The 12,214-nt window shown below is 73.0% G+C and carries 12 protein-coding genes; 3 read left to right on the forward strand and 9 right to left on the reverse strand.

Features of this window, described 5'->3' with window-relative positions; translation table 11 throughout:
• Positions 1-85: 85 nt before the first annotated feature.
• Together ACFV9T_RS18575 and ACFV9T_RS18580 are read left to right on the forward strand one after the other, a co-directional pair.
• On the forward strand, positions 86-1,729 hold the full coding sequence (locus ACFV9T_RS18575) for a fucose isomerase (RefSeq protein WP_385441492.1): 1,644 nt from the start codon (positions 86-88) through the stop codon (positions 1,727-1,729).
• Positions 1,729-3,207 carry an FGGY-family carbohydrate kinase gene (locus ACFV9T_RS18580; RefSeq protein WP_385441495.1) on the forward strand — a complete coding sequence of 493 codons (1,479 nt, stop codon included), beginning with the start codon at positions 1,729-1,731 and terminating at the stop codon, positions 3,205-3,207. Before ACFV9T_RS18575 ends, ACFV9T_RS18580 begins: the two co-directional genes overlap by 1 nt.
• Positions 3,208-3,212: 5 nt before the next feature.
• On the opposite strand, the gene ACFV9T_RS18585 is transcribed toward ACFV9T_RS18580, so the two are convergent.
• The 8 genes from ACFV9T_RS18585 to ACFV9T_RS18620 are packed head-to-tail and all read right to left on the reverse strand — an operon-like array spanning position 3,213 to position 10,490.
• Positions 3,213-3,932 (reverse strand): oxygenase MpaB family protein, encoded by a 720-nt coding sequence (locus ACFV9T_RS18585; protein ID WP_385441497.1) that lies wholly within the window; start codon positions 3,930-3,932, stop codon positions 3,213-3,215.
• Positions 3,929-4,648, reverse strand: coding sequence for a GntR family transcriptional regulator (locus ACFV9T_RS18590; protein ID WP_385441499.1), 720 nt, complete (start codon positions 4,646-4,648; stop codon positions 3,929-3,931). Before ACFV9T_RS18590 ends, ACFV9T_RS18585 begins: the two co-directional genes overlap by 4 nt.
• Before the next feature lie 20 nt (positions 4,649-4,668).
• Entirely contained in the window at positions 4,669-5,640 is a 972-nt protein-coding gene (locus tag ACFV9T_RS18595) for an ornithine cyclodeaminase family protein (protein WP_385441502.1), read from the reverse strand.
• A gap of 28 nt (positions 5,641-5,668) precedes the next feature.
• Entirely contained in the window at positions 5,669-6,670 is a 1,002-nt protein-coding gene (locus tag ACFV9T_RS18600) for a proline racemase family protein (RefSeq protein WP_385441504.1), read from the reverse strand.
• A gap of 5 nt (positions 6,671-6,675) precedes the next feature.
• Positions 6,676-7,584 carry a dihydrodipicolinate synthase family protein gene (locus ACFV9T_RS18605; protein WP_385441506.1) on the reverse strand — a complete coding sequence of 303 codons (909 nt, stop codon included), beginning with the start codon at positions 7,582-7,584 and terminating at the stop codon, positions 6,676-6,678.
• Positions 7,581-9,038, reverse strand: a complete 1,458-nt coding sequence (locus tag ACFV9T_RS18610; protein WP_385441508.1) for an NAD(P)/FAD-dependent oxidoreductase — start codon at positions 9,036-9,038, stop codon at positions 7,581-7,583. Before ACFV9T_RS18610 ends, ACFV9T_RS18605 begins: the two co-directional genes overlap by 4 nt.
• Positions 9,019-9,300, reverse strand: a complete 282-nt coding sequence (locus ACFV9T_RS18615; protein WP_385441510.1) for a (2Fe-2S)-binding protein — start codon at positions 9,298-9,300, stop codon at positions 9,019-9,021. The genes ACFV9T_RS18610 and ACFV9T_RS18615 overlap by 20 nt, the downstream gene beginning before the upstream one ends.
• Entirely contained in the window at positions 9,297-10,490 is a 1,194-nt protein-coding gene (locus ACFV9T_RS18620) for an NAD(P)/FAD-dependent oxidoreductase (RefSeq protein ID WP_385441512.1), read from the reverse strand. The genes ACFV9T_RS18615 and ACFV9T_RS18620 overlap by 4 nt, the downstream gene beginning before the upstream one ends.
• A 99-nt stretch (positions 10,491-10,589) precedes the next feature.
• Here ACFV9T_RS18620 and ACFV9T_RS18625 point away from each other — a divergent pair, with 99 nt between their 5' ends.
• Positions 10,590-11,516, forward strand: a complete 927-nt coding sequence (locus ACFV9T_RS18625) for a hypothetical protein (RefSeq protein ID WP_385441515.1) — start codon at positions 10,590-10,592, stop codon at positions 11,514-11,516.
• A gap of 7 nt (positions 11,517-11,523) precedes the next feature.
• Here ACFV9T_RS18625 and ACFV9T_RS18630 read toward each other — a convergent pair whose 3' ends face one another.
• On the reverse strand, positions 11,524-12,207 hold the full coding sequence (locus tag ACFV9T_RS18630; protein ID WP_385441517.1) for a PAS domain S-box protein: 684 nt from the start codon (positions 12,205-12,207) through the stop codon (positions 11,524-11,526).
• Positions 12,208-12,214: the final 7 nt, after the last annotated feature.

The following is a 12,214-nucleotide window of genomic DNA, read 5'->3' on the forward strand; positions in this document are numbered from 1 at the left end:
CGAGAAATCGATTTCTGAGAGCCTGCGGGCACCCGCGGCGACCGTCGCGGGCCCATCGATGACGCAGGGAAATGTGGTGGCGTCCATGCCGTACACCGTGCCGGTCCGTACGCCGAGGCCGACCGTGGAGCCCGCCACGGTGTGGCTCGTGGCCAGTGGCGATCTGCGCCCCTCCGCCAATGCGGCGGGGTGGCCGGTCCAGGAGGCGGTGGAAGCCGCGCTGGGCGACGCCTTCGGGAAGCTCGGCTGGACGGTGCGCCGGGCGCATGAGGTGGATCCGGTCAAGGGCCATGGCTTCATCGACAGCCAGCGCATGGGGCTGTCCGTCTTCCGCTCGATCCCGCCCGACGCGCCCCTGGTGGTCGCCGAGGCGGTGTGGCAGTACAGCCACCATGTGCTGGCCGGGCTGCGCACCCACCGAGGTCCCCTCCTGACCGTGGCCAACTTCGACGGCACCTGGCCCGGCCTGGTGGGGCTGCTCGGGGTGAACGCGGGCCTGACCAAGATGGGCAAGGAGTACTCCACGCTGTGGAGCGTGGACTTCACCGACGACTGGTTCCTGGACGGGCTTCGGAGCTGGGTGGACACCGGCACCGTTCCCCAGGACGCCTCGCACGTACGGCCGTTGCCGCCGCTTCCCGCCACGCCCGAGCACGAGTTGGGACACGCGGTCGCCGACCAGCTGATGGCGGACAAGGCCATCATCGGGGTCTTCGACGAGGGCTGCATGGGGATGTACAACGCCATCATCGACGACGAACTCCTCAACCCCCTCGGCATCTACAAGGAGCGCCTGTCGCAGAGCGCGCTGTACGCCGAGATGTCCACGGTGCCGGAGGCGGAGACCACCGAGGTGCGCACGTGGCTCACCGAGCGCGGCATGCGCTTCGAGACCGGTACGGACGAGGCCACCGAGCTGACCGACGAGCAGCTGCGCCAGCAGTTCGCGATGTACATCGCCGCGCTGCGGATCAGCGACGACTTCGGTCTTGACGCGGTCGGCATCCAGTACCAGCAGGGTCTGAAGGACCTGGTGGCCGCGTCCGACCTCGCCGAGGGGCTGCTGAACAACGCCGAGCGTCCCCCGGTACGCAGCCGCGACGGCTCCCGGGTGCTGTGGGAGGACCAGCCCCTCCCCCACTTCAACGAGGTGGACGAGGGCGTGGCGGTGGACGCGCTGCTCAGCAATCGCCTCTGGACGGCGATGGGCCTCGACCCGGCCACCACACTGCACGACGTCCGCTGGGGCGAGGAGTACGACGGCCAGTTCGTCTGGGTCTTCGAGATCTCCGGCTCCATCCCGGCCTCCCACTTGGCCCAGGGCTACGCCGAGGCCGTCTCGCTGCGGCAGAACCCGGTGTACTTCCCGGCCGGTGGCGGCACCCTGTCCGGGGTGTCCCGGCCCGGCGAGATCGTCTGGTCCCGGCTGTACATCGCCGATGGCGCGCTGCAGCTGGACATCGGCCGCGGCCGCGCGGTGGCGCTGCCGGAGGAGGAGACGCGGCGGCGCCGGGAGGCCACCAACCCGGAGTGGCCGATCATGCACGCGGTCCTCGACGGAGTGAGCCGCGACCAGTTCATGGCCCGTCACAAGGCCAATCACATCCAGGTGCTGTACGCGCCCGACGCGGCCACAGCCGACCGCGCGCTGGCCGCCAAGGCGGCGGCCTTCGAACGGCTCGGGGTGGCCGTGCACCTGTGCGGCGACGTGGCGATCGAGGCCGGGTGATGACGTCGCACAGCGCACCGCAGCGCGCCGTGGTGGGCGTGGACATCGGCACCTCCAGCTCCAAGGGTGTGCTGGTGTCCACGGATGGCACGGTCCTCGCCCAGTCCGTCGTACGGCACTCCGTCGACCGGCCGCGTCCGGGCTGGGTGGAGATGGATCCGGAGGTGTGGTGGCGGGAGTTCATCACGCTGGTGCGGGATCTGCTCGGGTCCGCCGAGGTGACCGTGGAGGCGGTCGGGGTCAGCGGGATGGGTCCGTGTGTCGCGGCCACGGACGACGCCGGGGTGCCGCTGCGTCCGGCGCTGCTGTACGGGATCGACACCCGCGCCACCGAGCAGATCCGCGAGCTGGAGGGCGAGCTGGGCCGCGAGGAGATCCTGCGCCGCTGCGGTTCGGTGCTCTCCACACAGGCCGTCGGCCCCAAGCTGGCGTGGCTCGCCCGGCACGAGCCCGGCGTCTTCGCCCGCGCGCGGCGGCTGTTCATGCCCAGCTCGTGGCTGGTGCACCGGCTCACCGGGGAGTACGTACTGGACCACCACTCGGCCAGCCAGTGCACCCCGCTCTACGACACCGGCGCGCTCGACTGGTACCGCCCCTGGTCGGACGGGCTGGCCGGGCGGATCGAACTGCCCCGGCTCGGCTGGTCCGGGGACGTGGCGGGCCGGGTGTCACCAGGGGCGGCGGAGGCGACCGGGCTCGCGGCGGGCACCCCGGTGACGGTCGGCACCATCGACGCGTGGGCGGAGGCGGTGAGCGGCGACGCGCACAACGCCGGTGATCTGATGCTGATGTACGGCTCGACGATGTTCCTCATCAACACGGTCGAGGAGCGCGTCACCTTCCCTGCCCTGTGGGGCACCGTCGGGGCGCTCCCGGGCACCCGCAATCTGGCCGGTGGCATGGCGTCCTCGGGGGCCATCACCGACTGGCTGCGCTCGCTGTTCGGGGACCCGTCCGTGCCCGAACTGCTGGCCGAGGCGGAGACCTCGGGCCCGGGTGCGCGCGGGTTGCTGATGCTGCCGTACTTCGACGGGGAACGCACTCCCGTCGCCGACCCGGCGGCCCGTGGTGTCCTCGCGGGCCTCACCCTCGCGCACACCCGCGGCGATCTCTACCGCGCGGCGCTGGAGGCCACCGGTTTCGGCGTCCGCCACAACGTGGAGGCGATCCGCGCCGCCGGTGGCCGCATCGACCGGGTGGTGGCCGTGGGCGGTGGCGCCCAGGGGCACTTGTGGACGCGGATCGTCTCCGACATCACCGGGCTGACCCAGGACATCCCCACCCACACCATCGGCGCGAGCCTCGGTTCGGCGTTCCTCGCCGCGTCGGCCGTCGGGGACGCCTCGATCGCGCGGTGGAATCCGCCCGCCGTCCAGGTGCGTCCCGACCCGGCCACCTCGGCGCGCTACGACGAGTTGTACGCGCGCTACCGCGCGCTGTACCCGGCGACCGCGGACATCGTCCACGGCCTCTCCTGACGCCCCTAAGTACGCGCCCGTCGCCCGCGCCACGCCCGCGTCCGCAGCGCTGCCCGGGTGGCGCCGCGGACCAGGGCCGGGGGCCGCCGGGCGCCGAAGGCCTGCCGCGCCCGGTCGTCGAGCAGGCTGTCGGCGGCCGCGCCCGCGAGCGGGCCGAGCACCCCGGGCACCCGGTCGGCCAGCATGCCGCGAGTGGCCTGCCACAGCGCCCGGCCCTCAGGGGTGGCGGCGAAGTGCGCGCGCTCGTAGTCGGTCATCCAGGCCTCGAACTCCCGCCAGGTGGCGGGCACTTCGGGGATGCCCATGCGGTCGGCGAGGCCGAGGTACAGGGTGTGCGAGGCGGCCCGCTCGGCGTCGGTCGGGGCGCGCCACGCGTGGTCCGCGCACCAGCGCATCGGTGCGAGGTCGAAGCAGGCGAGGACATAGCGGAAGGCGTCGTCGCCGATGGCGTACGGGGCGTGCAGCCGGTCCAGCGCCGCGATGGTCTCGGTGCCGTGCTCGCTGTCCAGCCCGTGCTCGAAGAGCCCGTACATCATCGCGCCGGTGGCCTTGGCGCGTACCCGGGTGTGCTGGGTCATCCGGCCGGTGGCGGCGAGCACCCGGGCGATCTCGGGGACCGCGAACGTACGGCAGAAGCCCAGGTTGAAGCCCAGCTTCAGGTCCCGGGCGAAGGTGTCGTACGCCATCCGCCGGTAGGTTTCCTCGGCCTCGGGTAACGCGCTCACCGGGGCGGCTCCCCGGTCGGGTGGCCTTCGGGGGCGGGGGTCCGCTCGGCCCAGATGCCACGGACGTGGCCGAGGTGGCGGCGCATCAGGGCCTCCGCGCCGTCCGCGTCGCCCGCCTCGATGAGGTCGAGGAGTTCGGCGTGTTCGTGGGAGGAGTCGAAGAGGGCGCTGCCCTCGGTCAGTGTCCGCAGCCCGTAGAGCCGGGAGCTGGTGCGCAGGGAGCGCACGATCTCCACCAGCCTGCTGTTCCCGGCCTGTTCCAGCAGGGTGAGGTGGAATTCCATGTCGATGGTGACGTGGGCGATGAAGTCGCGGCGGTGCGCGGCGTCCTCGATGCCCGCCGCCAGCGGCCGCAGCCGCGCGATGACCTCGGGGGCCACGCCCGCCTCGGTGATCTGCCGGATCACCGGGATCTCGATGAGCGCGCGCAGGTGGGTGATGTCGTCCAGCTCGGCCGCGGAGAGATGGGTGACCCGGAAGCCCTTGTTACGGGCGATCTCGACCAGCCCCTCCTTGGTGAGGTCGAGCATGGCCTCCCGTACCGGTGTGGCGGACACCCCGAAGTGTTCGGCCAGGCTCGGCGCGGAGTACACGACACCGGGCTTCAGCTCTCCGGAGATCACCGCGCCACGGAGGGTTTCGGCGATCTCCTCGCGGAGGCTGAGGCGGCCGCGGAGCGAGGGCAGGCGCGTGGTGGCCCCGTCGTCCACGGTCATGCGGTCTCCTTCATCTGTCGCTACTCGTCGGCCTGACGGGACTCGATGGCCTCATGGACGGTACCGGCGAGTACCAGATCCTCCCATGCCATTCCGACACTCTTGAACAGCCGGGGGCGTCCGCTGTCCACGGCCGGGCCGCCCGGCCGGTCGCGCACCAGGTCGGCGAGGGGCAGCAGTTGGGCGGGGTCGAGCAGGCCTCGGTCGATGACCTGGATGAGGTCGCCCGCCTCCCGGGTGGCGGCGGCGCGGGACTCGACCACGACGGTGGCGTGGCGGACGGTGTGGTCGTCCACTTCCCTGGCATCGGGTTCATGCGATCCCACGGCCATCACGGTGGCGTGCGGGGGCAGCAGGGCCCCGTCGAACAGCGGGGTGCGGGCCGTGGTGCAGCAGGCGATCAGATCGGCGTCCGCGACCGCCTCCGGCGCACCGGCCATGACGCGGACCCCGGCGGTTTCCGGGAAGCCCTCGACGAGTTGGCGGGTGCGCTCCGGGGTGCGGCCCACGACGGTGACCTGGGTGATCGGGCGGATCGCGCGCAGCGCGGCCAGATGGCTGTGGGCCTGTGGGCCGCCGCCGAAGAGCACCAGCCGGGACGCGCCGGGCGGGGCGAGCAGGTCGGCGGCCGCGGCGGACATCGCGGCGGTGCGGACGTTGGTGAGCGCGACCCCGTCCAGCAGGGCGAGCGGGGTGAGGGTTTCGGCGTCCAACAGCAGGTACTGCCCCTGGATGCGGGGAAGTCCGCGCGCCGGGTTGTCCGGTGCGACGGTGGCGATTTTGACGCCCGCGTAGGCGCTTCCCCGGGCGGTACGGCCTTCGGCGGGCATCAGCAGCAACTGGCCGTGGTCCACCGGCACCACCGCGCGGGGCGGGGCCGCCTCGGGGTCGAGCCCGTTCCGCAGCGCCTGCTGGAGCGCCCGGATCGCGGTGTGCGGGGACAGGGCGGCGGCGACGGAGGCCGCGTCGATAGTCTTCATACTGGTCTTCATGAGTGGTCGGCTCTTTACGCTCGGATCTCTACAGCTCGAAACCTTCGGGGAATGGGTCGTCGGGGTCGCGCAGATACTGGGCGGTGCCGGTGATCCAGGCGCGCCCGGTGACGGTGGGCACCACCGCGGGCAGTCCGCCGACCGTGGTCTCCTCGACCAGCCGCCCGGTGAAGTGGGTGCCGATGAACGACTCGTTGCGGAAGTCGGTGTGCAGCGGCAGCAGTCCGCGCGTGTGCAGCTGGGCCATGCGGGCGCTGGTGCCGGTGCCGCAGGGTGAGCGGTCGAACCAGCCCGGGTGGATGACCATGGCGTGGCGGGAGTGCGTGGCGTCCGATCCGGGAGCGGCCAGATAGACGTGGCGGCAGCCGCTGATCTCGGGGTTTCCGGGGTGGACCGGGCGGTCCTGCTCGTTGATGGCGGCCATGATGGTCATCCCGGCGTCCATGACGCGGTTCTTGTGGGCCCGGTCGAAGGGGATTCCGAGGTCGCCCAGGTCGGCGATGGCGTAGAAGTTGCCGCCGAAGGCCAGGTCGTAGCGGATGTCGCCGAAGGACGCGGTTTGCACCGTACGGTCCAGGGCGAGCGTGAACGCGGGTACGTTGCGCAGCGTCACCCCGCGCGCCGCGCCCGCCTCGACGGCCACCTCCACCACGACCAGCCCGGCGGGGGTGTCCAGCCGGATGGTGGTGACGGGCTCCTCGACCGCCACCATGCCGGTTTCGACCAGGACGGTGGCGACGCCGATGGTGCCGTGTCCGCACATCGGCAGACAGCCGGAGACCTCGATGAAGAGCACACCCCAGTCGGCGTCGGGGCGGGTCGGCGGCTGGAGGATGGCCCCGCTCATCGCGGAGTGGCCGCGCGGCTCGGTGACCAGGAACCGGCGGATGTGGTCGAGGTGTTCGATGAAGTACCGGCGCCGGTCGAACATGGTGGCGCCGGGAATCACCCCCGCGCCGCCCGTGATGACACGGGTCGGCATCCCCTCGGTGTGCGAGTCGACGGCGTGGAAGACCCGGTCGCTGCGCATGGGTGTCAGCCGAGCCCTTCCGCGAGGGCCTTCTCGGTGGCCTTGCGCACCGTGTCGGCGTGTTCGGGGGTGAGCGGTACGCGCGGATGGCGGCAGGGTCCGCCGTAGCGCCCGGCGATGTCCATGCTGCCCTTGATGGCCTGGACGAACTCGGTCCTGGCGTCCCAGCGCAGCAGCGGGTGCAGGGTGCGGTAGAGCGGCAGCGCGGTGGTGAGATCGCCTTCGGTGGCGGCCCGCCACAGCTCGGCGCAGGCGCGCGGGAAGGCATTGGGGTATCCGGCGATCCAGCCGGGCGACCCGGCCACGGCCAGCTCCAGGGCCACGTCGTCGCTGCCGCACAGGACGTCGAGCCCGGGGGCCAGCTCATGGATCCGGTAGCCGCGGCGGACATCGCCGGTGAACTCCTTCACCGCCACGATCAGCCCCTCGTGGTACAGCTCCGCCAGCAGCTCGGGCACCAGGTCGACCTTGGTGTCGATGGGGTTGTTGTACGCCACGACGGGCAGCCCGGCCCTGGCCACCTCCCGGTAGTGGTCCCGCACCGCGCGCTCGTCGGCGCGGTAGGCGTTGGGCGGCAGCAGCATCACGGCCGGGGCGCCCGCCCCGGCCGCCTGCTCGGCCCAGCGCCTGGCCTCGTCCGCGCCGTACGCCGCCACTCCGGGCATGACGGTGAAGCCCTCGGGGGCGGCCTCGATCGCGGTGGTGACCACGCGGGACCGCTCCTCGGCGGTCAGGGTCTGGTACTCGCCCAGCGAGCCGTTGGGGACGACACCGTGACAGCCGTTCGCCGCGAGCCAGGTGACGTGTTCGGCGTAGCCGTCGAAGTCGACCGCGAGCCTGCCGGTCGGGTCCTCGCGCAGCGGCAACGCCGTCGCGACGAGCACCCCGTGCCATGGCTTGGCGATTGCGTTCATGCGCCCTCCTCGTCGTGGTGTGGCATGGTTCCGTCTTCCAGGTCTCTCAGCAGCCCGAGCGGCACCGGCTGGGCGATGGGTCTGCTCGCCAGCCCGCGCAGGTCCTCCTCGGTGACATCGCGCCCGGCGTGGGCGGCGGTCAGGGCGGCGGTGGCGTAGCCGCACACCCGGCCCTGGCACAGGCCCATGCCGGGGCGTGCGCACAGCTTCACCGCCCGTGGATCGGCGGCGCCCAGGTCGGTGACCGCATGGCGGATGGCTCCGGCGGTCACTTCCTCGCAGCGGCAGACGACGGTGTCCTCGGTCAGCCACTCCCGCCAGCCGGGCCGGACCGGATACGCGGCGTACAGCGCGGCGGCGAAGCCGCGCCGGGCGGCCCTGCGGCGCAGCAGCCGGGCGACGCGGCGCGGGTCGGGGCGGGCGCCGGTGGTGGCGTACGCCGCGTGCAGTCCGGCCAACTCGCCCTCGACACAGGCGAGTTCGGAGCCTCCGACGCCGCATGCCTCGCCCGCCACATAGACACCGGGCACGGTGGAGCGCTGCCGGGTGTCCACGCGGGCACTCAGGCTGCCGTCGCCGTCCCGGTCCATCGCGCAGCCCAGTTGCAGGGGGATCTCGGTCTGCGGGGTGAAGCCGTAGCCCACGGCCACCGTGTCGCACTCCAGCCGCCGACGGCTGCCGGGCACGATCCGCCACCGGCCGTCCAACCGCGCCACCTCCGCCCCGGAGACGGCGTCCGCCCCCAGGGCCCGGACCACCGCGGTACGGGTGCGGTACGGGACCCGGTGGCGCCGCAGCGTCCGCAGGTAGTGCGCGCCCTCGGCGAGTTTGGCGGCGGCGCGCAGGGTGGTGAGCGGGTGGCGGGCGAAGGCCGTGGGTCGCCCCGCTTCGAAGACTCCGAGGACCGTGGCGCCCGCCTCGGCCAGGCCCGCGGCCACCGGCAGCAGGAAGGGCCCGGTCCCGGCGACGACGACGCGCCGCCCCGCGACAACGCCGTGCCCCTTGAGCAGGGCCTGCACACCGCCCGCTGTATAGACGCCGGGTAACGTCCAGCCGGGGAAGGGCAGTTGACGGTCGTAGGCGCCGGTGGCCACGACGACGGTACGGCTCCGGACCTCGCGGGACGTGCCGTCGCTCAGGGCGTGGGTGACGAAACCGGCGGCGGTGCGCTCGATGTGCCAGACGGCGTGGCCGGGCAGCTGGTCGAGCCGGGCGCGATACGTGTCCAGAGCCGTGCGCAGCCGCTGGAAGGCGGGCCAGTCGTGGTGTGCGGCGCCGTCGTCGGCGGGGCGGTGGCGCCAGTACTGGCCACCGGGGCGGGGTGCCGCGTCCAGCAGTGCGACCCGGGCGCCGTGGGCCGCCGCGGCGGTCGCGGCGGCCAGCCCGGCGGGCCCGGCGCCGAGCACCGCGATGTCGTACACGACGGTCACCGGTTCAGCAGGCGAGGTCGGCACGGCCCGCTCCCTCCTGCGTCTCCACCACGTCCCCCGGCGCCACCTCGGCCAGGCACGCGCGGTGGTTGGGGCGCCCGTTGACGGTCACCAGGCAGTCGAAGCACACGCCGATGCCGCAGAACATCCCGCGCGGGCGGCCGCCTTCGCGGGTGCTGCGCCAGGAGCGCTGTCCGTCGGCGATGAGCGCGGCCGCGATGCTCTGGCCGGGCTCGGCCCGCACCTCCCGGCCGTCGAAGCGGAAGGTGAAGGGGGTCCGGTTCATGCGGCGGCCTCCTCGAATCGCTGCGGGCGAAACGGTGTGAGGGGAAGGTCCGGTGCCCGGCCGGTGAGCAGTTGGGCGAGCAGCTGCCCGGTGGCGGGCGCCAGGCCGATGCCGGCGCCCTCGTGGCCACAGGCGTGCACGAGGCCGGGGACGCGGGGGTCGGGCCCGATCACCGGCAGATGGTCGGGGCAGTACGGGCGGAAGCCCAGATAGCCGCGGAGCAGCGCGACCTCGGCGAGGAACGGGAAGAGCCCGATGGCCTGGTCCGCCAGCCTCCGCAGCACGGGCAGCGCCACGGTGCGGTCGAACCCCACGCGCTCCCGGCTGGCGCCGATCAGGACGGTGCCCGCCCGGGTGCCCTCGACCACGACCGAGGTCTCCAGACCGGCGTCGTCGCTGGCGACGTTGGCCACGTACTCGGCGGTGTACACCTTGTGCCGTACGACGCGCGGCAGTGGCTCGGTGACCAGGATGAACCCCTTGCGGGGCAGCACCGGCACCGGCGCCCCGGCCAGCTCGGCGAGGTGTCCGGCCCAGGTGCCCGCCGCGTTGACGACCCATCGGGCGGGCAGCGCGGGCAGCGTGGCCGAGTCGGTGCGGACCCCGGTGACGGCGCCCCGCGGGTCCCGGAGGAAGCCGATCACGTTCACGCCGGTGTGGACGGTGGCGCCCCGGGCGCGCGCGGCGCGCAGCAGCTGTGCGGCGGCCAGTACGGGCTGCACCTGCGCGTCCTGCGGGTAGTGGGCGCCGCCCGCCACCTCGCGGGTCAGGTTCGGCTCCAGTGCGAGCAGTTCGTCCGGGCGGACGTCCACCGCCTCGACCCCGGCCGCGCGCTGGCGTGCCGTGAGCTGACGCAGCCCCGCCGAGGTGGCGTCCGAACCGGCCACCACCACACCGCCCTTGGCGTGGTACTCCACGGCGGCGGCGCCGAGATCGTCCCGGATCTCGCGCCACAGCCGGGACGACAGCAGCGCCAGGTCCAGTTCGGGGCCGGTCTCCTTGTCGGACACCAGGATGTTGCCCTCGCACGCACTGGTGGTTCCGCCGCCGATCGCGCCGCGCTCCACCACGGTGACGCGCAACCCCGCTGACGTGCAGTAATACGCGCAGGCCGCGCCGATGACACCCGCCCCGATGACGAGCACATCCGCGGGGCGGGGAAGGCCGGGTCGGGTACGCGTACCGGTCATGGCCAGTAGCGTGTCATATGGCACTACCCCTGGCCAGGGTGCGGCAACGGACCATGGCTAGAATTCGCCGCCACGGCACAGATCGAGAGAGGAGTGCACGTGGCTACGGGGGGATGGCAGCCGCCGAACAATCCTGGGCAGGGAGGCCCGTGGGGGCCACCGCCCCCACCCGGTCCGTACGGGCCGCCGCCGCAGAATCCGTACTACGGACCACCGCCGCCGAACCCCTACGGACCGCCGCCACCCGGCCCGTACCGGCCCGTTCCGGTGCGCCGCCGCCGGTGGTGGCTGCTCTCGCCGCTCATTCCGCTGGTCCGTTCGGCGAACCGCGCGGCGAAGCGGCTGTTCGACAAGGAGGGCGGCGGGCGGGTCCGTGACCAGCTCGTCGACAAGGTCCAGCTCACCCGCTCGGTCCTCGGTGTGCTCGCGACCCTGGCGCTCGTCTACATGTACGGGGCGGACGGCGGCTGGAGCGGTGCGGCGACCGACGGTGCCGCCAATCTCTTCGCGACCCCGCTCCTGCTCCTTCTCACCGGACCGCTGGTCGTGTTCGGCTTCATCCTCTACGCGCCCCCGCACCGCCGCCCGGTGCTGCGCTCCCGGCTGGGCGGACCGCTCAAGACGGTGGGCTGGTACGTACTGATCCTGGCGGCCTTCGGCGCCTTCATCTATGTGGTGGGCCAGACGACGCTGCTGCACGGGCTGCACGGCGTGATGTTGTTCGTGGTCGGCCTGCCGCTGATGGTGGGTCTGCCGTGGACGCTGGTGTTCCTCTTCCTGTCCTCCGCGTACGTCGCGCGCAGCGCCTTCAACACCGCCTATGTGCACGCCGCGCTGCCGCCCGTGCTCACCGGGGTGCTGGTGTGGCTGATCGCGGGCTTCAACCTGCTGTCGGACGGGCTGCCCAACGGGCCGCTGCCCGCCCAGCTGTGCGCCGTGTTCGGCGGTCCGCTGTCGGTGACCGCTCTGTCGCTGTGGGAGCTGCGGCGGCTGCGTACCCACCACGGCGTGACCATACGCGGCTGAGCCGCCCTCAGATGGGTTCCGGCGGCCAGACGTCCGGGGCCAGCACGCCGAGTACGTACGCCCGGGCCACCAGCTCCGCGCGGTTGCCGACGCCCCAGCGCCGGGAGAGCCGGGTGAGGTGGTAGTTGACGCCGTCCGCGGTGAGGCCGGTCTGCCGGGCCATCTGCGCGGTGGTGTGGCCGCCCGCCGCGAGCGCGAGGATCCGGACCTCGATGGGGGCGGCCCGCTCCGCCTCGCCGGGGACCGGGTCCACCGCGCCACCGCCCCGTGGCCGGGGTTCCTCGCCGAGCACCCGCAGCAGCACCAGCAGCCACATCGGGCTGTCGGTGTCGCTCACGGTGTCGGCGGTCAGTTCGCCGTACCGCCGTACCCCGTCCGGCGACTGCCACCGCACTTCGACCGGGTAGCGGGAGCGGCGGCCGAGCCGGACCGCCTCCACGATGCGATACACCTGGTCGGCCGTGCTGGGGTGGAACAGCTCCAGCACATTACGTCCCGCCAGCTGCCCCGGGGTAACGCCCCACTCGCCCGCCATCGCCGGGTTGGCCATCAGGATCTCGCCGTCCGTCCCGCACACCGCGCACGGCACCGGTACCCGGTCGAAGAGCAGCAGGGAGCGGTTGCGCCAGACGACCCAGTCCTCACCGCCGAGGATCCGCATCGCCTCTTCCGGCACCTCGTCGTCGTTCATGCCGGGC

The sequence above is a fragment of the Streptomyces sp. NPDC059850 genome (assembly GCF_042731515.1).
Classification (GTDB): Bacteria; Actinomycetota; Actinomycetes; order Streptomycetales; family Streptomycetaceae; genus Streptomyces.

What these genes read in the sequence shown, in the direction of transcription:
- ACFV9T_RS18590 (WP_385441499.1), bottom strand. Translation starts at nt 4,648, where the DNA reads ATGACCGTGGACGACGGGGCCACCACGCGCCTGCCCTCGCTCCGCGGC.
- ACFV9T_RS18600 (WP_385441504.1), bottom strand. Translation starts at nt 6,670, where the DNA reads ATGCGCAGCGACCGGGTCTTCCACGCCGTCGACTCGCACACCGAGGGG.
- ACFV9T_RS18580 (WP_385441495.1), top strand. Translation starts at nt 1,729, where the DNA reads ATGACGTCGCACAGCGCACCGCAGCGCGCCGTGGTGGGCGTGGACATC.
- ACFV9T_RS18595 (WP_385441502.1), bottom strand. Translation starts at nt 5,640, where the DNA reads ATGAAGACCAGTATGAAGACTATCGACGCGGCCTCCGTCGCCGCCGCC.
- ACFV9T_RS18620 (WP_385441512.1), bottom strand. Translation starts at nt 10,490, where the DNA reads ATGACCGGTACGCGTACCCGACCCGGCCTTCCCCGCCCCGCGGATGTG.
- ACFV9T_RS18605 (WP_385441506.1), bottom strand. Translation starts at nt 7,584, where the DNA reads ATGAACGCAATCGCCAAGCCATGGCACGGGGTGCTCGTCGCGACGGCG.
- ACFV9T_RS18575 (WP_385441492.1), top strand. Translation starts at nt 86, where the DNA reads ATGCCGTACACCGTGCCGGTCCGTACGCCGAGGCCGACCGTGGAGCCC.
- ACFV9T_RS18630 (WP_385441517.1), bottom strand. Translation starts at nt 12,207, where the DNA reads ATGAACGACGACGAGGTGCCGGAAGAGGCGATGCGGATCCTCGGCGGT.
- ACFV9T_RS18615 (WP_385441510.1), bottom strand. Translation starts at nt 9,300, where the DNA reads ATGAACCGGACCCCCTTCACCTTCCGCTTCGACGGCCGGGAGGTGCGG.